Annotated in this window: 14 protein-coding genes and 1 tRNA gene; 8 read left to right on the top strand and 7 right to left on the bottom strand. The window is 57.6% G+C overall.

The features are described 5' to 3' along the window. Positions 1-79 precede the first annotated feature (79 nt). The 4 genes from cysS to D9N14_RS18955 all read right to left on the bottom strand — a co-directional run bounded on the left by cysS (position 80) and on the right by D9N14_RS18955 (position 5,209). Positions 80-1,477, bottom strand: a complete 1,398-nt coding sequence (cysS, locus tag D9N14_RS18970; RefSeq protein WP_290582688.1) for a cysteine--tRNA ligase — start codon at positions 1,475-1,477, stop codon at positions 80-82. Positions 1,478-1,494: 17 nt separating this feature from the next. Further along, positions 1,495-3,411: a threonine--tRNA ligase gene (gene thrS / locus D9N14_RS18965; RefSeq protein ID WP_290582686.1), complete on the bottom strand. Its 1,917-nt coding sequence runs from the start codon at positions 3,409-3,411 to the stop codon at positions 1,495-1,497. A 258-nt stretch (positions 3,412-3,669) separates the two neighbouring features. After that, positions 3,670-4,152, bottom strand: a complete 483-nt coding sequence (locus D9N14_RS18960) for a globin family protein (protein WP_290582684.1) — start codon at positions 4,150-4,152, stop codon at positions 3,670-3,672. 205 nt (positions 4,153-4,357) lie between these two features. Further along, positions 4,358-5,209 (bottom strand): 6-pyruvoyl trahydropterin synthase family protein, encoded by an 852-nt coding sequence (locus tag D9N14_RS18955; protein WP_290582682.1) that lies wholly within the window; start codon positions 5,207-5,209, stop codon positions 4,358-4,360. Positions 5,210-5,299: 90 nt separating this feature from the next. Between D9N14_RS18955 and D9N14_RS18950 the strand changes: the two genes are divergently transcribed. Genes D9N14_RS18950 through def form a run of 3 tightly spaced genes read left to right on the top strand, consistent with a single transcriptional unit; the run spans position 5,300 to position 8,448 of the window. Then, positions 5,300-6,634 (top strand): dihydroorotase, encoded by a 1,335-nt coding sequence (locus D9N14_RS18950; protein WP_290582680.1) that lies wholly within the window; start codon positions 5,300-5,302, stop codon positions 6,632-6,634. 30 nt (positions 6,635-6,664) lie between these two features. Beyond that, positions 6,665-7,894: an NAD(P)/FAD-dependent oxidoreductase gene (locus D9N14_RS18945; protein ID WP_290582678.1), complete on the top strand. Its 1,230-nt coding sequence runs from the start codon at positions 6,665-6,667 to the stop codon at positions 7,892-7,894. A 2-nt stretch (positions 7,895-7,896) separates the two neighbouring features. After that, the gene (def, locus tag D9N14_RS18940) at positions 7,897-8,448 is read left to right on the top strand and encodes a peptide deformylase (RefSeq protein WP_290582676.1); all 552 of its coding nucleotides are present in this window, start codon (positions 7,897-7,899) and stop codon (positions 8,446-8,448) included. Here the strand turns inward: def and D9N14_RS18935 are convergent. After that, complete coding sequence (locus D9N14_RS18935; protein ID WP_290582674.1) at positions 8,426-8,890, bottom strand: EVE domain-containing protein; 465 nt, start codon at positions 8,888-8,890, stop codon at positions 8,426-8,428. The genes def and D9N14_RS18935 overlap by 23 nt on opposite strands. Before the next feature lie 212 nt (positions 8,891-9,102). On the opposite strand from D9N14_RS18935, the gene D9N14_RS18930 reads away from it, so the two are divergent. The 5 genes from D9N14_RS18930 (at position 9,103) to D9N14_RS18910 (ending at position 18,600) form a co-directional block, all read left to right on the top strand. Further along, entirely contained in the window at positions 9,103-9,627 is a 525-nt protein-coding gene (locus D9N14_RS18930; RefSeq protein WP_290582672.1) for a hypothetical protein, read from the top strand. 115 nt (positions 9,628-9,742) lie between these two features. Then, a complete protein-coding gene (locus tag D9N14_RS18925; protein ID WP_290582670.1) occupies positions 9,743-11,176 on the top strand; it encodes a LuxR family transcriptional regulator in 1,434 nt (477 codons plus the stop codon). A gap of 91 nt (positions 11,177-11,267) precedes the next feature. Then, the gene (locus tag D9N14_RS18920) at positions 11,268-12,974 is read left to right on the top strand and encodes an electron transfer flavoprotein-ubiquinone oxidoreductase (protein ID WP_290582668.1); all 1,707 of its coding nucleotides are present in this window, start codon (positions 11,268-11,270) and stop codon (positions 12,972-12,974) included. A gap of 387 nt (positions 12,975-13,361) precedes the next feature. Beyond that, positions 13,362-16,184, top strand: coding sequence for a hybrid sensor histidine kinase/response regulator (locus D9N14_RS18915; protein ID WP_290582666.1), 2,823 nt, complete (start codon positions 13,362-13,364; stop codon positions 16,182-16,184). A gap of 121 nt (positions 16,185-16,305) precedes the next feature. After that, positions 16,306-18,600 (top strand): CHASE domain-containing protein, encoded by a 2,295-nt coding sequence (locus tag D9N14_RS18910; RefSeq protein WP_290582664.1) that lies wholly within the window; start codon positions 16,306-16,308, stop codon positions 18,598-18,600. Positions 18,601-18,608: 8 nt separating this feature from the next. Here the strand turns inward: D9N14_RS18910 and D9N14_RS18905 are convergent. Together D9N14_RS18905 and D9N14_RS18900 are read right to left on the bottom strand one after the other, a co-directional pair. After that, positions 18,609-18,685: transfer RNA gene (locus tag D9N14_RS18905), tRNA-Pro, on the bottom strand. Between the two features lie 14 nt (positions 18,686-18,699). Next, positions 18,700-19,668, bottom strand: a complete 969-nt coding sequence (locus D9N14_RS18900) for a polyprenyl synthetase family protein (protein ID WP_290582662.1) — start codon at positions 19,666-19,668, stop codon at positions 18,700-18,702. Between the last annotated feature and the right edge of the window lie 339 nt (positions 19,669-20,007).

The raw sequence follows: 20,007 nt of genomic DNA, 5'->3' as shown, positions 1-20,007 counted from the left end.
ATTGCCTTGCGGTGGTGCTTTCCTTTGCGTTCCGGAAAGTATAGCGGATTCACTGAATAAGCGAATGGCCGGCCCGGGATTAATCCCGGGTCCAGCGGGTGCCGTCCTTGGAGTCCTCCAGGGTGATGCCCTGTTGTTTCAGCTGCTCCCGGATCTCATCGGCACGGGTAAAGTTGCGATCCTGCTTGGCTTGCGCCCGCTCCGCAATCAGGCCGTCGATGTCGGTGTCGCTGAGGCCACCCTGGTTACTGGCGGGTTGCCATTTGAACCAGGCATCGGCCTCTTGTTCCAGCAGGCCCATGGCGGCGCCGGCTTTGCGCAGCACCGCTTGCAGAGTGGCTTTCTCGGCACCTTCGGCCTTGTTGATGTCCCCCGCCAGACCGTGCAGCACCGCCAGGGCCTGGGGCGTGGCCAGGTCGTCACACAGGTGGCCTTCCAGTTCCGCCAGCATTGGGTGTTCCAGTTCGGCATCCACGGCAACGGGGGCGTCGCGCAGGGCGCCGTACAGACGATCCAGGCTGGATTTGGCGCTGGCCAGCAGGTCTTTGGTCCAGTCCAGGGGCTTGCGGTAGTGGGCGGTCATCAGGGCGTAGCGCATGACTTCGCCGGGCCACAGCGCCAGCAGCTCGCGCACGGTGAAGAAGTTGCCCAGGGATTTGGACATCTTCTCGCCTTCGATATTCAGGTAGCCGTTGTGCATCCAGTAGCGCACGAACTGCTCCTCGCCGCTTTTATGGCAGCAGGTGCCCTGAGCGATTTCGTTTTCATGGTGGGGAAAGATCAGGTCCTGTCCGCCGCCATGAATGTCAATGGTTTTGCCCAGGTGCTGGTTGATCATGGCGGAACATTCAATGTGCCAGCCTGGGCGTCCGCGGCCCCAGGGGCTGTCCCAGCCGGGCAGGTCATCGCTGGAGGGTTTCCACAACACGAAGTCAGCGGGCTCTTTTTTATAGGAGGCGTCGTCCACCCGTTCGCTGGCGCCGGCGATCATCTCATCCAGTTTACGGTGCGAGAGCTTGCCGTAGTGCGGGTCGGTGCTCACCTGGAACAGCACATGGCCTTCGGACTCATAGGCGTGGCCATTGGCAATCAGCGCCTGGATCTGCGCGATCATGGCGTCGATGTTGTCGGTGGCGCGGGGTTCCAGGGTGGGGCGCAGGGTGTTCAGGCCGTCCATGTCTTCGTGATAGGCCTGCGTGAAGCGCTCGCTCAACTCGCGGATGGTTTCACCGCCGGCTTTGGCGGCGGCGTTGATCTTGTCATCCACATCGGTGATGTTGCGGGCGTATCTCACGCTGGGGTAGTGCCGTTGCAACAGGCGGAACAGCATGTCAAAAATCACCACCGGGCGGGCGTTGCCGATGTGCACAAAGTTGTACACGGTGGGGCCACACACGTACATCGTCACCTCATCTGACTTGATGGGGGTGAAGACTTCTTTTTGCTGCGTGAGCGTGTTGTACAGTTGTATGGTCATGCGTTTGCCCAAGTTCCTTACTGCGGAATGCGCGTGGCGGCCACGATGGCCTCCACGGCGTCAGTGATGCTGGTCACTTCATTTTTATTGCTGCCCAACGTCCGCACGGCCACCTGTTGGGCTTCGGCTTCGTTTTTGCCCACAACCCAGATCTGCTGCACTTTGGCTTTGCTGTGCTCACGCACTTTGTAGCCGATCTTCTCATTGCGCAGATCCAGCTCACAGTACACCCCGGCGGCTTTCAGTTTGTCGGCCACCTCGATGGCCCAGTCGCGGGCGTCGTCGGTGATGGTGGCGATCACCACCGGCAGGGGCGATAACCACATGGGCAAGTGGCCCGCAGTGGATTCGATCAGAATACCCAGGAAGCGCTCCAGCGAACCCAGAATGGCGCGGTGCAGCATCACGGGGCGGTGACGGTTGCCGTCTTCGCCCACGTACTCGGCGTCCAGCCGTTCCGGCAGCACAAAATCCACCTGCAGGGTGCCGCACTGCCAGTCACGGCCGATGGCGTCTTTCAGTACGAACTCCAGTTTCGGGCCGTAGAAGGCGCCTTCACCGGGGTTCAGCTCGCAGGTCAGACCCAGGCTGTCTACGGCGGCTTGCAGGGCACCTTCGGCCTTGTCCCAGATCTCGTCAGAACCGGCTTTGTTGTCCGGGCGGGTGGAGAACTTGATGCGAATGTCTTCGTAGCCAAAATCCTTGTACACCGTGTTCAGCATTTCGATGAAGCTGGCGGTCTCGGCGTTGATCTGGTCTTCGGTGCAGAAGATGTGGGCGTCGTCCTGGCTGAAGGAGCGGGCGCGCATCAGGCCGTGCAGGGCACCGTGTGCTTCGTTGCGGAACAGGGTGGTGAACTCGCCCAGGCGGATGGGCAGGTCACGGTAGCTTTTCAGCCCTTGCTTGAAGATCTGCACGTGGCCGGGGCAGTTCATGGGCTTGATGGCCATGTCCCGGTGGTCGTGGGTGCAGATGGTGAACATGTCTTCGGCGTACTTGTCCCAGTGGCCGGACTGCTCCCACAGCTTGCGATCCATGATCTGGGGCGTGGCGATCTCTTGGTAGCCGTTGCGCTCCATTTTGCCGCGGATGTAATTTTCCAGCGCCTTGCGGGTGCGCCAGCCTTTGGGGTGCCAGAACATGCTGCCCACGGCTTCTTCCTGCTGGTGGAACAGGCCCATTTCTTTGCCCAGTTTGCGGTGGTCGCGTTTTTCCGCTTCCTCCAGCATGTGCAGGTATTTTTTCAATTCTTTCGGGTCACGCCAGCAGGTGCCGTACACCCGTTGCAGTTGCGGGCGGGTGGAATCGCCACGCCAGTAGGCGCCAGCCACTTTCATGATCTTGAAAGCCTTGCCCAGCTTGCCGGTGGAGGGCAGGTGAGGGCCGCGGCACAGGTCCAGAAAATCGCCTTGCTTATAGACCGAGATCACCTCGGTGGCGGGCAGATCCTGAATCAGCTCGGCTTTGAACTCTTCGCCTTGGTTCTTGAAGTAGTCGATGGCCTCGTCCCGATCCCACACTTCGCGGATGATGGGCAGGTTTTGATCCACGATCTCGGCCATGCGGCTTTCGATTTTGTGCAGGTCTTCCTGGGTGAAGGATTCTTCCCGGTGGAAATCGTAGTAGTAGCCGTTTTCGATGGCCGGGCCGATGGTGACCTGGGTTTCGGGGAACAGTTCTTTCACCGCTTGGGCCATCACATGGGCGGCGTCGTGGCGCAACAGTTCCAGGGCCTCTTCTTTGTCGCGGGTGAGAAAGGCAATGGCGCAGGAATCGGTCAGGGGGGTGGTGAGGTCCACCAGATTATCGTTCAGGTACATGGCAAGGCTGGCTTTGGCCAGGCCCGGGCCGATGTCATTGGCCACGTCCAGGCCAGTAACAGGGGCGTTGTATTCGCGGACGCTGCCGTCCGGCAAAGTAATCTGGATTGACATTGGGGGTTCGATTCCTACTCATTCCTACAAATTTGGGGGTTCGATTACTGGGTATTCGACGAGCACACTAGATCATGAACCGCAGATCGTGAACCGCGCATTGTATAAAAGAATGGGCTCTGTCTAAAGCGTCAGGGGGAGAGTTTTTTACGGGCGGGGTGGTAAAAGGGCTTAACCGAAGTCGCCGCTGCCCGGGGAAGCAGGCGGCGGCGACGTGGCCGGGGATGGGTCCGTTCGGCTTGGCCTGGGATTGTGGGATCAGGCCGGGGAGGGGGCGAAAAAGCTCTTCAACTTGGCCCAGAAACCTTCCGGCTTGGGTGCGGCCTCAGCCTGGGCGGCCTTCATGGCATCGATCATGGTGGTGGACAGCAGCACATAGGCTTCGGTCCAGGAGGCCTTGACCTCGTCGTTCCAGGCATCGCCCAGACCCTGTTCCAGGGTCCACAGCAGGGCTTCCGCTACCGGTTGGAAGTGTTCTTCCTTGACACCGTACTCCAGGTGTTTCACTCCCAGGTTTTGTACCGCAGGCACAATGGTGTCCAGTTTGGTGAGACCGCGCACGGCGATGCCCAGCATTCGCATCAGCTTGGCCCCTTGCTCGCTGATGTCGCTCTTGAACATGGGGCGCACTTCCGGCGCGATTTCAAACAGGCGGCCATAGAACAGCTCTGCGGCCTTGTCGGCGATGGGCTCCACCATGTCGAAGGTGGTCTGTACTTGTTTGATCTGTTCCGGAGTCATGAAGGTTACCCTCTCTGCAAGTGTCTGGCTCGGTTGAAAATCTGCAGAGGGCAACGCAAAGCCTGTGCCAATTGGCAGCAGGTGGTGTTAATAGGTTGAATTCATGGGGAAAGCCCCCTTTGGTGCAACGCCTGCCGGGTTGCAGGGCCCCGAAATGGGGCTGCAATGGGCGCTCTGTGCCCCAAATCGAGCGCCTGGCCGCCGGTCAACGCTGGGAAATTGCCCCTTTCATGACCCCTTCATAGGCTTTCACCTCAAATTGGTGATCGGGATCATCCTGTTTGAGGCAGCCAGCGATGTAATCCGCCAGATATTCCACCGTGGAGTCGGTGGGAATCAGGTACACCTGGCTGGCGGGCAGGGTCAGCTCGAAACGCCCCTGAGGTGCATCGTAGCCGAACTGGCAATAGTCCACGCCGTCGTCACTGAGCCGGTCCATCAGGTCTTCCTCGGTGCCCAGATAGATATCCTTCCACTTCAGGGACCAGGCTTTCTCCAGCAGCGGGTCCCGCTTGCCGTTGCGCAGTATTTTAATGCGGGAACGGTGGCCATGGGCGATGCGCTGGCAGTTGCCGTCGTGCTTTTTCAGGCCGTGACTGTATTGATAAAAGGCGCCGGAAATCTCTTCGTTGCGCAATTCGATGGCGACCCGGCTCACGTTGTCCGGCACCGCCGCCATGGCGGCGTCTTCCAAAAGAGGGATCAGGGCTTCCTGGGTAATGCTGTCCCCGGCCACCCATTCCACCGCTTCCAGGGGCGACAGATGGCGGTAGGCGCGGCCTTTGGCATCCCGCCAGCGGATCTCCAGCCCCGAGTCCAGCTCCCGGGTGGCCAGCCCGGGCAGGTCCTGGGGCAAAACCAGTTTGTGGTCCACCAGGGATTCCACCGCGTCCCGCACCTGTTTTTTAACCAGACCGAAATCAAACACCATGCCCTGATGGTCCAGTTCGCCATAGAGTTCCACGTCCACAATCCAGCTTTCCCCCAGAATGCCGCGGGCGTGATGCACGTAGGAAAAGTCGAGTACGGTGAGGTGATTAACAAACAAAGCGGCCATGGAGAAGTCCCGGTGTCCTGTGGTGGGGTGAATCCGTTATAATACGCTGCCAGATTCTCCTAAACAAAGCCAAGAGTGTAGGAAAGCCTTATGACCAGTCTGTTAATCACCAACGCCAACGTCGTCAACGAAGGCACAACCCGCCAGCTGGATGTGCTGGTGCAGGACGGTCGCATCGCTCAAGTGGGCGCAGACCTGTCCGGGTTGTCAGCGGATCGGTTGATGGATGCCAGTGGCCTGCACCTGCTGCCGGGGATGATCGATGACCAGGTGCATTTCCGTGAGCCCGGCTTGACCCACAAGGGGGAGATCGCCACCGAATCCGCCGCCGCCGTGGCTGGGGGCATCACCAGCTACTTTGAAATGCCCAATGTGAATCCCCTCACCATCAACCGGGCCGCTCTGGAAGACAAGTACGAGCGGGCCAGCCAGAAATCCCTGGCAAATTACGCCTTCTATCTTGGGGCGAGTAACGATAACCTGGATGAAATCAAGAACCTGGACCCGAAAGCCGCCTGCGGTATCAAGGTCTTCATGGGCGCTTCCACCGGCAATATGCTGGTGGACAAGCCGGAGATCCTGGAAGGGATTTTTGCCCATGCTCCCACCATCGTGGTGACCCACTGCGAAGACACACCCATGATCAAAGCCAATGAGGACAAGTACCGGGAGCAGTATGGCGAGGACGTGCCCATGTCCTGTCACCCGCTGATCCGGTCCGAAGAGGCCTGCTACAAATCCTCCAGCTATGCGGTGTCTCTGGCCAAGCGCTTTGGTACCCGCTTGCATGTGCTGCACCTCACCACCGAGAAAGAGCTGGCGTTGTTTGAAGCCGGTGACCTGGCCAACAAGCAGATTACGGCGGAGGCCTGTGTCCATCACCTGTTCTTCAGCGAAGAGGACTATGAGACCAAGGGCTCGCTGATCAAGTGTAATCCGGCGGTGAAAAAAGCCTCTGATCGGGAGGCGTTGCTCAACGCCGTGCGCGACGACCTGATTGATGTGGTGGCCACGGATCATGCGCCCCACACCTGGGAGGAAAAGCAGAACAGCTATTTCAAGGCCCCCGCCGGGTTGCCCCTGGTGCAGCATGCGCTGGTTTCCATGCTGGAGCATTACCACGCCGGCCGCTTCTCCCTGGAGCACATCGTGAAGAAGGTCTGCCACAATGTGGCGGAGCTGTTCCAGATCTCGGAGCGGGGCTATATCCGTGAGGGCTACTGGGCGGATCTGGTGCTGGTGGACCTGAATCGCCCCACCGTCGTGGACGAGCAAACCCTTTATTCCAAGTGCGGCTGGTCGCCTTTTGCCGGGTACATATTCAAGTCATCCATTCAGGCTACCCTGGTGAACGGCGAGGTGGCCTTTGAAAATGGAGCGGTGAATCCCCATATCCGTGGCAAGAGGCTTGCATTCAATCGCTGATCAGGGACCGATTCCAGCGGAGCAGAATTTATGTTCGGAAAACAGAATAAACCCAAGGTGGCCATTGTGGGCGGTGGCTTTGCCGGGCTGAACGCAGCCCAGCAATTGAAAGCGTCCCGTTATGACGTCACCGTCATCGACCCCAGTCCTCATATTGAGTGGCTTCCCAACATCCACGAGATCATCTCCGGAGTGAAAAGCGGAGATGATCTGCGGCTGTCCCGCAATATCCTGGTGCGTCGCCTGGGACACCGCTTCCTGCTGAACCGGGCCCTGGAGATGACCTCCTCCGCCATTGTGCTGGATAACGGCATGAAGGTGCCTTTCGACGTCTGCATTGTTGCCACCGGCAGCGTTAACAACACCTTTGGCGTGGAAGGAGCGGATCAGTTTGCCCTGCCCATGAAGAGCGTGGAGCAGTGCCAGGTGATTGCGCGCAAGCTGCATCGGGCTTCGCTCACCCATCGCACTACCCGGGTCACCATTGTCGGTGGCGGCATCGAAGGGGTGGAAGCTTTTGGTGAGGTGATGCGCGCCTACCGTCATCGCCCCCAGTTCGAGTTCAATATCGTAGAGGCCTCGGAGCAGTTGTTGCCCCGCTCACCCGGGCACCTGGATGGTAAGATCCGCAGCCATACCGATGGATTCCGGGTGCAGTATCACCTGGGTAAGCACGTGGAGTCGGTGGACCCCGAAGGGCTGTGCCTCACCGACGGTGGCGCCATTGAAAGTGATATCACCATCTGGTCCGCCGGCGCAGCCCCCAACGGCTTTTTGCAGCGCAGTTATCTCACTGAAAACGCGGGCGACTGGGCCAATGTGAATACCTACTTTCAGAGTGACGCCCGCGAAAACGTGTTCATCATCGGGGATGCGGCCAATCCTGCGGGCATGCCCTTGGCCAAGCAGGCCTATCATGCCATTGATATGGGGAAAGCCGCGGCCCATAACGTCGAACGCCTGTTGGCCAACAAGCCATTGAAAGCGTTCCAGCCCTCCAATAAACCCCAGGTGGTGACCTTCGGCGACCTGGATACCTTCATGCTGTTCAAGGACTTCGCAGTATCCTCCTCCGTCTTGGGGGCGGCCAAGGAAGCGGTTTACACGCTGGGCCTGTTGCAGATGGCGCCGCCGAAATCCGCCAAGGATGTGCTGCACTCGCTGGACCTGTTGCAGCGCAGTGCCCGCCGGGTTTACCTGCCTACGCTGAATCCGCTGAGCCTGATGAGCAAATTACCCAAGAGCAAGGTTTTCTCCTGATCATGCAGCCCGCCGATTTCCAGATTGTTGAGTTGGGTGATCCCCGTTTGCGGGCGTTGGCAAAACCGGTGACAGAGGCGCAGATGGGCTATGCCCTGGACGTGGCGGAGGCCATGGCCTACTGGATGAACGAACGTGGCGGTGTGGGTATTGCGGCTCCCCAGATCGGCGTGCCCCTGCAGATGATGATCATCGCCTCACGTCCTAACCCGCGCTATCCCGATGCGCCTGCCATGGCTCCGTTATTAATGCTGAACCCGCAACCCCAATCCTTTTCCGAAACCAATGCAACACTGTGGGAAGGTTGTCTCAGCGTGCCCGGGTTGCGTGGCAGGGTCACCCGCCCGGATGGGGTGACCGTGCAGTTCTCTGATCGGGATGGTCAATCGAGGTTGATGGAGTTGAGCGGATTCCCTGCGCGTATTTTTCTGCACGAGTACGACCACCTGATCGGCAAAACCTTCGTGGACCGGGTCGACTCGGTGCAGGATCTGGTGACAGATAAAGTGTACTTTGCGCAGATTGCCCGGGTTACGCCTCCACCAGCCCCATAATAAAATGCCATTGTTCCTCAGTGACCGGCATCACCGACAGGCGGTTGCCTTTGCGTACCAGCGCCATGTCCTGCAAGGCGGGAATGGCTTTTAACTGGTCCAGGCTGATGGTGTCCTTGAATTTGCTTTTAAAGCGAACCTGGGGGCAAAACCAACGGGGATTTTCCGGATCGGACTTCGGGTCGTAGTATTTGGCTTCGGGATCAAATTGTGTGGGATCCGGAAAACCATCCTTGATCACTTCCGCAATGCCGACGATACCGGGTACTTTGGTGTTGGAGTGGTAAAAAAATATCAGATCGCCTTTCTTGACTTCGTCCCGCAGCATATTGCGGGCCTGGTAGTTGCGCACGCCATCCCAGGGTTCACCTTTTTTTCCTCGCGCTTTCAAATCATCAATGCCGAACGTATCCGGTTCGGACTTGAACAACCAGTAAGACATAGTGCTGTTTCCCAAAATATTATTAGGTAAAAAGTGGGCTAGATTGTACCTTCCTCTTCAAAAAAGAGCCAAATCCCAGTAAAGTGGCCAGTGGTGTTATTTTTGTTTACTTTTATTCCTGTTTTGGGAATTTCTCGCATAACCTGTTGCCTTAAGGTGTTAAGAAGGCATAAGGGAATTAAATCGTTGTATTACAAAGACTCGCGGATAATATGAACGACACAAACGAAAACCCGATTTACGAGTTAAAGCCGGAGATAAATTTTTGTACCTGTGGCTGTGAAGCTCGCCTGGTGAAGGAACGCAGTGCGGAATCGGAGAAGGGAAAGCTCCGTTACGTGGTACGTTGCCTGGATGAAATCTGTGGACACCAGGGTCGTTATACCCAGTATCCCTGGCAAGCCATTCTGGAGTGGAACAAGTCTCCCATGTCGGAGTTTCCTGAGGATTTTCGCATTCCTTTCATGAACCTGACCGGTTTGAAGGGTGAGGAGATCCGCCAGAATCTGAATGAACGCAGAATCGAGCTGGAACAGAAAATCAAACAGCTGCGTGCGGAAAAAGTCAGTGGCAACACGGAAGAGATGAAAATCGCCCGGCTGCAACTGATGTGGGTTATTTACGCGCAGAGCTGGGCCAAGCTCAAATTCCCGCGGGAAGACGAACTGAATCCCCCTGAGCGTTCCGAAGCCGATGCCGACGCGGACGCCGTCAGCAATCAGGCCCAGGAAGCCTGAACGAAAGCTTTTGCTATCCCGCTTCCGGATTTGCAACAATGGGGCAACGTAAAGACTTTGCCCCATTATGCTTCTAAGAACCCGATTTTATCTTCCCCCGTTACGAACCCATTGTGTGGTTCGCAAGCGCTTGCTGCAAACGTTGCGTGGCAGCGGTGGAGGCTCGTTGTGCCTGGTGTTTGCGCCGGCCGGTTACGGCAAGACCACCCTGGTCAGCCAGTGGCTGCACTATCACCCGCACCAGTTTGCCTGGTTAAGCCTGGGGCCTGAACACAATGTGCTGGAGGTGTTCTGGCAATATGTCATTCAATCCCTGCAGCAAATCCAACCGCGTCTGGGTCACGAGGCGCTTTCCATCTGGCTGCAGTCACCTCGGTGCAATGATGCCAGTGTGGTGATTTCACTGCTCAATGATCTGGACTCCCTGTCGGAACACAATCAATCCGATGATCCCATTACCCTGGTACTGGATGATTTTCACTACATTACCCATCCGGAATTGATCGGGCTCATCAACCTGTTTTTGGATCATTTGCCATCCTCCATTCGGGTGGTGATGACCGCACGCGCTCTGCCGGATCTGAAGCTGTCCCGTCGTCGGGCCAATGGCCAGTTGCTGCAGATGGGCCTTGATGAATTGCGTTTTGATGAGCGTGAGGCGCTGGAGTTTTTTCATCGTTGCATGGCGCTGCCGCAACCGGACACAACGCTGAGCGCGCTGGGGCATAAAACGGAAGGTTGGGTGGCGGGCATGCAATTGGTGGCGCTGTCCTTGAAATCGGAACTGGCATCGGCGGATACCTTGTTGCACAAGCCGCAGCTGGATCGCCATGTTTCGGACTATTTGCTGGAAGAGGTGTTCCAGAAACAAACCGCTGAACGCCAGCGGTTTTTGGTGTTGTCTGCGCTGACGCCCAAGTTCTGTGCCGGCTTGTGCAATGCGGTGAGCGGAAACGGTGACAGCCTGCAGGTGATCCTGGCACTGGAAACCGGCGATCTGTTTTTGGTGCCCATGGATAATCATCGCACCTGGTATCGTTATCATGATTTGTTTCGTCAGTTCCTGCTGCAGATGGCACAGCAATGGGCGCCGGTAGAACGCATTGCCTACTGCGAGCGGGCGCTGTCCTGGCTGCAGGAGAACGGCAATTATGTGGATGCCATGGAGCTGTGCATTCAGCATGAACTGTGGCCACAGGCCCATCGTTTGTTGGACGATGAGTGGCTGCAGCTGGAGCAGGGCGTGGCCGGTAGCAGGGCTTATTGGTTATCGCGCATGCCGTTGGCGGCGGGCGCTGAGAAGGCCCGTGTTCGTAACACTGATCAGGCTGAGTCCCCGTTGGAAACGGGTTGCGAAATCGAGCCTTTGACCCGCCGCGAGCAGGCGGTGTTGGCGCTGATCCAGCAGGGGTTATCGAACAAGGCCATTGCCGAATCCCTGTTCATCTCGCCCAACACCCTCAAGGTGCACATTCGCAACCTGTACGGAAAAATGGGGGTCGAGAACCGCACTCAAGCCCTGTTGAAACTGCAATCACCCTCCCGCTGAACCCGTTTCACCCTCATAAATCACCCCTCGGGGTGAGTGCTACAAGCGCGCTCTTGATTACGCTGGAACAGTTGCAATCAGGAGAGCAAACATGGAACGGGAAACCCTTGAATACGATGTTGTGATTGTGGGCGCCGGGCCTGCGGGTCTGTCCGCCGCCTGCCGCCTGAAACAGAACGCCCTCCGGCAAGGGCGGGAGTTGAGTGTCTGTGTGTTGGAAAAGGCCGCTGAGGTGGGGGCGCACTCCCTCTCCGGTGCCCTGCTGCAACCAACGGCCCTCAACGAGTTGTTCCCGGACTGGCGGGAGCGGGGAGCGCCGCTGCGGGTGCCGGTGACCCGGGATGACGTGCATTACCTGTTGTCTGAGCGTCGCAGCGTGCGATTCCCGGGTGTGCTCGCGTCCCGGGTCATTCACAATGATGGGAACTACATCATCAGCCTGGGGCTGTTGTGCCGCTGGCTGGCGGAACAGGCCCAAGACCTGGGGGTGGAGATCTATGCAGGCTTTACCGCCAGTGAAGTGCTGTACGACGCAGACGGGGCGGTTCGGGGCGTACGCACCGGGGACATGGGCCTGGACCGGGAAAGCAATCCCAAAGCGGGTTTTCAACCCGGTGTGGACCTGGTGGCGTCTTATACCCTGTTTGCCGAGGGTTGCCGTGGTCATCTCGGCAAACAACTGATCCAACGTTTTGACCTGGACCGTGACTGCGGCACCCAGCATTACGCCATCGGCATCAAAGAAGTATGGGAGATCGATCCGGCCCGGCACGAGCCGGGTAAGGTGCTGCATTGTTTCGGGTGGCCCTTGTCCCGCTCCTCCACCGGGGGCGGTGCGTTCCTCTATCACGGGGAGCACAATCAGGTGTCCCTCGGGTTGATCACCGACCTCAACTACCGCAACCCCTGGCTTAGCCCGTTTGACGAATTACAGCAGTGGAAGCTGCACCCCCTGATTAAACCGATGCTGGCCGGTGGCAAGCGCATTGCCTATGGTGCCCGCGCCATCAACAAGGGCGGGTTGCAGGCGGTGCCCAAACTGAGTTTTCCGGGCGGTTTGTTGCTGGGCTGTGATGCCGGCTTTATGAATTACCCCAAGATCAAGGGCAACCACACCGCAATGAAGAGTGGGATGCTGGCCGCGGACGTGGTGGCGGACGCGCTGCACAGCGAGGCGGCAAGACCAGCGATACCGCTACCGGCAGGCCCAAGCTCACAGCCTGGCTCGAATCCTGCGAGAGCCGACCTCACGTCCTACCAGACGGCGGTGCGCCAGTCCTGGCTGTACCGGGAGCTGTACCAGGCCCGCAATGTGGCGCCAGCCATGCACCGTTTCGGCATGCTGTTGGGTTCGTTGTTCAGCTTTGTGGATTATGGGCTGCTGCGGGGGCGTCTGCCGCTGACGTTGCGGGATGACCAACCGGACCATGCGACGTTACTGCCATTGGATCGGGCCACGCCCATAACCTATCCCAAACCGGATGGGGTTATCACCTTTGACAAACTCGCTTCGGTTTATCTTGCCAACACCCACCATCGGGAGGACCAGCCCTGCCACCTACAGCTGCGGGACCCTGATCTTCCCCTGCAATATAACCTGCCCCGGTTTCAGGAGCCGGCCCAGCGCTATTGCCCGGCAGGGGTGTATGAGGTGGTGGAGGAGGGCGGTAAAACGGTGTTCCGGATCAATGCCCAGAACTGCGTGCACTGCAAAACCTGCGACATCAAAGACCCCACCCAGAACATCACCTGGGTACCCCCGGAAGCGGGCGGTGGGCCGAACTACAGCGCCATGTAAGCGCTCCCTTGCCCCTGGGGCCTGCCGTTGCTCTGGAGTGGTTTGACTGGTTTATAAATTGCCACCAAATCAGGGGGTTGAACGGCGGAGTGTGGGTTCCGGGCGAGCGGGTGCCTGGAATCTGCGACGGCGGAGGGTCCTTTGGCTAGATAAAAAACAACGTAACCAGTTCAAATTTGGACATTTTGGCCGCGTCTTGGTCTATATTGAGTGAATACGGATAAATATGGACGGACTGGTAGGATACCCTTGCATCACGCGGCAGGCAGCTCAGAAAGGGATAGCGCACACAGGGATACAAGCAGAAATTTCTTCAGGGCAGATTTCAGCATCTGTCTGGGCTTCGTCTTAATTTTTTTTTCCGCTACTGTATTTGCCCGCACGGCGGTGACGCTCCAGGATGACCTGCAGTCTGTCGCCATCAGTCCCTTCGCCGAGTACTTTCTCGATCAGAACAGTGTTTTGACGCTCACCGATGTGCAAGCCCTGCCCCGGCAGGACTGGTTTTCCAGTCAGAGCACGGCGCCCTTTTTTGGATACAGCTCCGATACGCTTTGGGTGCGGGTCCACCTCCAACACGGTGGCAACGCGGCGCTCACCAGCCTGTTGGAAGTGCAGTACCCTTTGTTGGACTACGTGGATGTGTTTGTATTTGAACGGGGTGAGCTGAGCCAGGAGTGGCATTTGGGGGATGCCTACCCCTTTGACCAGCGACCGGTTGATGCCAACCACTTTATGGTGCCGTTGCACTTTGAGCCCGGCACCCACCTGTATGTGTATCTGCGTATTCGCTCCACCAGCTCTCTCGGTGCGCCCCTCAGAATCTGGAACTACGATCATTATTTTGATGAACAGCAGTCCACCATGGTGGGGCAGGGGCTGTATTACGGCATCATCCTGGTGATGGTGTTGTACAACCTGTTTATTTATCTTAGTGTCCGGCATCTCAGTTACCTGTACTACATTGGCGCCGCGTTTGGTTGTTCGGCCTATGTGGCGTCAGTGCAGGGGATCGGGTTCCAGTTTGTCTGGCCGGACTACCCCTGGATCAATACCTTCGCAATTCCTGCTGCACTGTCGGTCTTCGGTTTTATGGGCATCCTGTTCGCCATTTCGTTGTTGGATGTGCGGCGCAACACCCCCCGGCTGTATTGGGTCTTCGTTCTGTTGGCCTGCTGCTTTGTGGCGGTACTGGCCTTGAGTTTTGTACTGGAATACCGTTCCGCCACCATCCTGGTGTCCATGGTCGGCATGCCCACCACGTTGATCGTGATCTGTTGCGGCTTCTATCTGATGCACCTGGGCGTGCGAGCGGCGCGTTTTTTTGTGCTGGCATGGACCGTGTTGTTGTCGTCGGTGTTCATCACCGGCTTGAGCAAGTTCGGTGTATTCCCCAGTCACCCGTGGATCAATTATTCCGTGCAGATCGCCTCGGCGGTGGAAGTGCTGCTGTTTTCGTTTGCGCTGGCGGATCGGATCAATGATGAACGTAAAGCCAAGCTGGATGCGCAAAAACAGGTGGTGGAAAACGAGTTGAAAGTCCGGGCGGAACACAAACGGCTGCTGGAACTGAAGTATCAGGCCGCAGTGGATGACCTGAAGACCCGCAAAAACCTGTTGATGGCCCAGGCGGAAAACAATGCAAAGAGCCGCTTCCTGGCCACCATGAGTCATGAGATCCGCACGCCCCTGAATGGCGTGCTGGGGATGTCCGAGTTGATGTTGGATACCGGTCTGGACGAAGTGCAACGTCATTACCTGGCGTCCATATCCCAATCCGGCAAGGCGTTGCTCGGCATCATAGATGACATCATGGATTACGCCAAGATTGCCGAAGGGAATCTGGAGTTGAAAGTCGTTGACGTGGATCTGGAGCAACTGTGCCGGGAGTGTATCACGTTCTTTTCCGCCAGTGCTGAATCCAAGCAGCTGGACTTGCTGTGCTCCTTCGCGCCGGGTACCCCGCGCTATGTAAGAGCGGACACTGTGCGCCTGCGGCAAATCCTCCTTAACCTGCTGGCGAACGCGTTCAAGTTCACCCAGCAAGGCTATGTGAGTTTAAGGGTATCATCTGCTCCCGCCATTCGGGATCAAAGTGCACAACAAATCCGCTTTGACGTGCTGGACACGGGGATTGGTATTGAGCACGCGGTGCAGAGAAAACTGTTCAAAGCCTTCAGCCAGGCGGACCTGAGTGTCGCTCGCAAATTCGGGGGCACCGGCCTGGGTTTGAATATCTCCAAAAAACTGTCGGAATTAATGGGCGGCGAAATCGGTGTCGTCAGCACGCCCGGGCGCGGCAGCCGTTTCTGGTTCAGCATCGAATGCCATCGGGCGGGGCGCACATTCATTCAGGAGCGGCAACTGCCTATGGTGCCGCTGCAGAATAAATCACTCCTGATTATGACTGAATCCCTGACCCTGGCGCAGCTGCTGCGGGAGCAGGCAGTGGACTGGGGCATTCGCCCGCTGGTGGCCAATAGCTGGCTCGAAGGCACGGAAATGCTGCAGTTTGAAGCGAGCCAGGGCAATGGGGTGGATTATGTGGTTACGGATTACAGTCAGGCTGCCCTGGACTTTATCGGTGGTGTCTGCACCCGCGACCAACGTAATGGGCCGCGCTTTGTGTTGCTCAATGGTATGAATGCAGCCCAGCGTTGTGCTGAAAACCCATATCCGGGGCTGATCCGCTGCCTGCAAAAGCCCTTTGTTCCCTGTCAGTTGCTGCAGCTGTTATTGCAGTTTGAGCAAGTGCAGCTTCTGCCGGACATCGAGCGCATGAAATCCGGTGGCCCCGGTTTCCCTGGCAAGACCGTATTGGTGGTGGAAGACAATCGCGTTAATCAAATGGTGATTGGTGGCCAACTCAACAAGTTGGGGGTGGATTATGTGCTGTGTGAGAACGGTCAGGCCGCCATTGATCTGCTCATGCGCAAGCACAGCCACTTTGACCTGGTGCTGATGGATTGTGAAATGCCGGTGCTGGATGGCTATACCGCAGCTGGCCGCATTCGGCAGTTGGAGCAAAGCAAGCAGTGGCCGGCCCTGCCCATCGTTGCGCTCACCGCCCATGTTCTGAAGGAGCACCAGGAACAGGCCAGTCGTTGTGGTATGAACGAGCATCTGGCAAAGCCGGTGGATGCCCGGGCCCTGCAGGAAGTGTTGGCGCGCTATCTTCGATTCCAACCACTTAAGGCCGGCAACCAGTAAGCCTCACGCCCCGCGTCGGAATGATCCCCCCCCTGGCACCAAAATCAGCTCTGCCAGTCAGGTCTATACTGCTATGCATGGGTGAATTCGGGGAGTCGATAAGGTAGAGGATGACGTTGCAGTGAACAGCACGGTCTTGCTTAACCTGTTGGTGGTGTTGCTCTACTGGGGGCTATCCCTGTGCGCCGGGTTATTGGCCATTCCCCCGGACTATGCCACTCCGGTCTGGCCTTCTGCCGGTATCGCCCTGGGATTTGTCGTTATCTATGGTTCCCGCCTCTATCCGGGGGTGTTCCTGGGGGCGCTGGCAGCCAATCTTTCCAACCCGGTCAGTCAGGGGATGCCGCTTTTTCCGGAGCAACTCACCTTTGCTGCTGCGGTGGCCGCAGGAGCAGTGGCCCAGGCCGCAGTGGGCCGCGTATTGATGAGGCGTCTGCACCTGCTGCCGCACGAACTCACCAATGGCACCCAGATTCTGCGCTTTCTACTGGTGGTGGGGCCGGTCAGTTGTCTGGTGAATTCCCTCAATGGCGCCACCCTGCTGGTGTGGTTCGGGATGGTGCCCTGGGGTGCCTGGTTCAGTAACTGGGTGCTGTGGTGGGTGGGGGATTCGGTGGGGGCCCTGGTGATCACGCCGTTTGTGGTGCGCATGCTGAAAGGGGCCCGCACGGGCTCCCGGGCCTGGCAGGGCGCTCTGATGCCAATAATCTTTCTGGGGTTGGTGGTTGCATCGTTTCTCTTCGTGCGTGGCCTGGAGCAGTCGAACCGACGGGCGGTGGTGGCGGACATCGGCCTTCAGCTGGAAGCGGTGTTAAAGCTCAACGTCAATGAGCTGCGGGTGGTGCTGGAGGCGGTGAGCAGTTTTCTCAGTGCCAGCGAAGCGGCCTCGGCCAAAGATTTCGAAACCTTCAGTGCGCCGCTGCTGCGAGGCAATGCCGCCATTCAGGCGCTGCAGTGGGCACCGCTGATACCGGATGGTAAACGGGCGGATTTTGTGCACCGTGTTCGTGAGCAGGGGTATCCGCTGTTTGAGATCCGCGAGCTTGGGTTACAGGGGCAGATGCTGGTAAGCCGGGACCGACCGCAATATCTACCCCTGGCCTATATCTTCCCCATGGCGGGGAATGAGCGGGCTCATGGGCTGGACGTGCTGGCGTTGAGCAACCGTCGCGAGCCGCGGCAGATTCTGCAAACCGGTGAGCCCAAAGCCAGTGAGCCGGTGGTGCTGGTGCAGGCAAGCGGTGACCAGCGTTCTTACATCCTGGCGGCGCCGGTGCGGCATGGTTCCAGCCAGTCCATCGCCGGACTGGCCCAGGTGATATTCAACGTGCAGCCGTTATTGGCACAGGCCGTGGACCAGGATGAACTGAAATCCGCGCTGCGCCTGATCGATGTCACCGATCCCAGCCAGCCCGTCTTACTTCATGAGGGCCGGTCAGCCCAGTCCCCCGCAGACTGGCAGTCTGTTTTTCAGTTTCTTGGTCGGGCCCTTCGCGTTGAGCTATCGGCTACCCCCGACATTCTGTCACGGGTCTCCTCCTGGCAAAGCTATGCGATTCTGATCGGTGGCCTGTTGTATGTGGCACTGCTGGAAGCGGTGTTGCTCACCATGCTGACCCACCAGCGTATTATCGAGCAGCAGGTTGATATCAAAACCCAGGAGCTGGAGCAGGCCAAGAACTTCGCGGAGCGGGCCAGCATGAGCAAAACCGAATTTCTGGCCAGTATGTCCCATGAGCTCAGAACACCATTGAATTCGGTGATCGGCTTTACCCAGCGGGTGCTGCGGCGTTCCGGCAATCGCCTGGACGAACGCAGCCGCGAATCTTTGGTGATTGTGGAGCGTAATGCCAACCATTTGTTGGGGGTGATCAATAACCTGCTGGACATCAGTAAGGTGGATCTGGGGAAGCTGGATCTCAGTATCTCGGAGTTCCCGCTGGATGAGATGCTGATGGAGGCCCGCGATCAGTTCATGCCCCTGGCGAAAGCCAAAGACAACCGCTTTATCCTCGATTGTCAGTTCCACGGCACTATACAGGCAGATGCCACCCGCGTTCGGCAGATCATCATCAACCTTTTGTCCAATGCCATCAAATTCACCAGTGGGGGTGAGATCAGGTTGACACTGCGGGAGCAGGAGCAGTCCGGGGTGAAAGGCGTGATGCTGCAGGTGATGGATAACGGCATCGGGATCTCACCGGAGGACATGGGCAAGCTGTTCAACAAGTTTCAGAAAGTTGGCAAATCCGACAAGCTGAACCCGGAAGGGACCGGACTCGGATTGGCGCTGGTGAAAGAACTGGTGGAGTTGCTTAAGGGAAACGTCAGCGTAAGCAGTCAGCCGGGACAGGGCAGCACCTTTTCGGTGTGGCTGCCGCTGTTCAATGGTTTGTATTCCGATAAGGGGGGATGATTTGATGATGGTCGGAGTGAGAGGATTCGAACCTCCGACCCCTGCCTCCCGAAGGCAGTGCTCTACCAAGCTGAGCTACACTCCGACTGAACTGACAGTTTAATGATTACGGGCAACCGCCAAATCGCATAGCGCTAACAGGGCTTCTTTATATACGGAATTTTCAATTTCGCCAAGTGCTTCTTTGGCAAAACGTGCCTGGTCGTTGGCTTTCTCGATGGTGTAGTCAATGGCGCCGCAGCTCCGCACCGCTGCAGTGATCCCATCAATTTGGTCCAGGCCACCGGTTTGGATCGAGGTCCGAATCATAGCCTGTTCCGCTTCGGTGGCGTGCTGCAAAGCATAAATTAGCGGCAGGGTGGGTTTGCCTTCCGCCAGATCATCGCCGACATTTTTGCCCATCTCTTCAGCGCTGCCGGTGTAGTCCAGCACATCATCAATCAGTTGGAAGGCCGATCCCAAGTGGTCGGCATAGCGGGCAAAGGCCAGCTCCACTGCTTCGGATGGAGCAGCCAGCACGGCACCGGACTGAGCCGAGGCCTCAAACATCTTGGCCGTCTTATAACGAATCACTTCCATGTACTGGGCTTCAGTGGTGTCCGGGTTCTTGCAGTTGATCAACTGCAACACTTCCCCTTCTGCAATCAGATTGGTGGCGTTGGAGAGGATCTGCAAAATGCGCATGTTGCCCACATTCACCACCATCTGAAAGGCGCGGGAGATCAGGAAATCACCCACCAGCACGCTGGGGGCATTGCCCCACACCTCATTGGCGCTGGGTTTGCCGCGGCGCAGGGAGGACTCGTCCACTACATCATCGTGCAACAGGGTGGCGGTGTGCAGGAACTCCACCACGGCGGCTATTTCCACATGCTTGTGCCCTTCATACCCCAGGGCTCTGGCGCTCAGCAGGCATACCAGCGGGCGCAAACGCTTGCCGCCGCTGTCAATAATGTAGTTACCGATTTCCTTGATAAGCGGTACATGGGTATGTAACTGCTTGAAAATAAAGTCGTTAACCTGTTGAAAGTCGGTTCCGACCGCACCGGAAATGGCTTTAAAATCCATACGAAGAGCAACCTGGACAGGGCGCGACAATCGACCGCACCAAAAAGAACATGAAATTGTCTCGAATGCTATGGCGGGGTCCGGGGGGTGTCAAGCTAAAGACTTGATTTTGCTTGCTGTAAGGCCGGCCGGTAGGGCTGGAAAAATGAGCTGAGCTTTAGGCTTGCGTGCGTTATCCGATTCCCTTACAATTGCGCCCCCTGTGACCTGACGCCAACAAAGCAAGAGCGTCGGTTGGTCAGTCGGAACAAGACACACTATTCTGATGCTTTTGAAGCGGTTGGAGTCAGCAGCTATGTACGCGGTATTTGTAAGTGGTGGCAAACAGCACCGAGTCGC

Source organism: Ketobacter sp., assembly GCF_003671495.1.
In the GTDB taxonomy this organism is placed as follows: Bacteria; Pseudomonadota; Gammaproteobacteria; order Pseudomonadales; family Ketobacteraceae; genus Ketobacter.
The sequence above is the reverse complement of the archived record's forward strand: the minus strand, read 5'-3'. Positions and strand labels throughout refer to the sequence as shown.

What these genes read in the sequence shown, in the direction of transcription:
- cysS (WP_290582688.1), bottom strand. Translation starts at nt 1,477, where the DNA reads ATGACCATACAACTGTACAACACGCTCACGCAGCAAAAAGAAGTCTTC.
- thrS (WP_290582686.1), bottom strand. Translation starts at nt 3,411, where the DNA reads ATGTCAATCCAGATTACTTTGCCGGACGGCAGCGTCCGCGAATACAAC.
- D9N14_RS18960 (WP_290582684.1), bottom strand. Translation starts at nt 4,152, where the DNA reads ATGACTCCGGAACAGATCAAACAAGTACAGACCACCTTCGACATGGTG.
- D9N14_RS18955 (WP_290582682.1), bottom strand. Translation starts at nt 5,209, where the DNA reads ATGGCCGCTTTGTTTGTTAATCACCTCACCGTACTCGACTTTTCCTAC.
- D9N14_RS18950 (WP_290582680.1), top strand. Translation starts at nt 5,300, where the DNA reads ATGACCAGTCTGTTAATCACCAACGCCAACGTCGTCAACGAAGGCACA.
- D9N14_RS18945 (WP_290582678.1), top strand. Translation starts at nt 6,665, where the DNA reads ATGTTCGGAAAACAGAATAAACCCAAGGTGGCCATTGTGGGCGGTGGC.
- def (WP_290582676.1), top strand. Translation starts at nt 7,897, where the DNA reads ATGCAGCCCGCCGATTTCCAGATTGTTGAGTTGGGTGATCCCCGTTTG.
- D9N14_RS18935 (WP_290582674.1), bottom strand. Translation starts at nt 8,890, where the DNA reads ATGTCTTACTGGTTGTTCAAGTCCGAACCGGATACGTTCGGCATTGAT.
- D9N14_RS18930 (WP_290582672.1), top strand. Translation starts at nt 9,103, where the DNA reads ATGAACGACACAAACGAAAACCCGATTTACGAGTTAAAGCCGGAGATA.
- D9N14_RS18920 (WP_290582668.1), top strand. Translation starts at nt 11,268, where the DNA reads ATGGAACGGGAAACCCTTGAATACGATGTTGTGATTGTGGGCGCCGGG.
- D9N14_RS18900 (WP_290582662.1), bottom strand. Translation starts at nt 19,668, where the DNA reads ATGGATTTTAAAGCCATTTCCGGTGCGGTCGGAACCGACTTTCAACAG.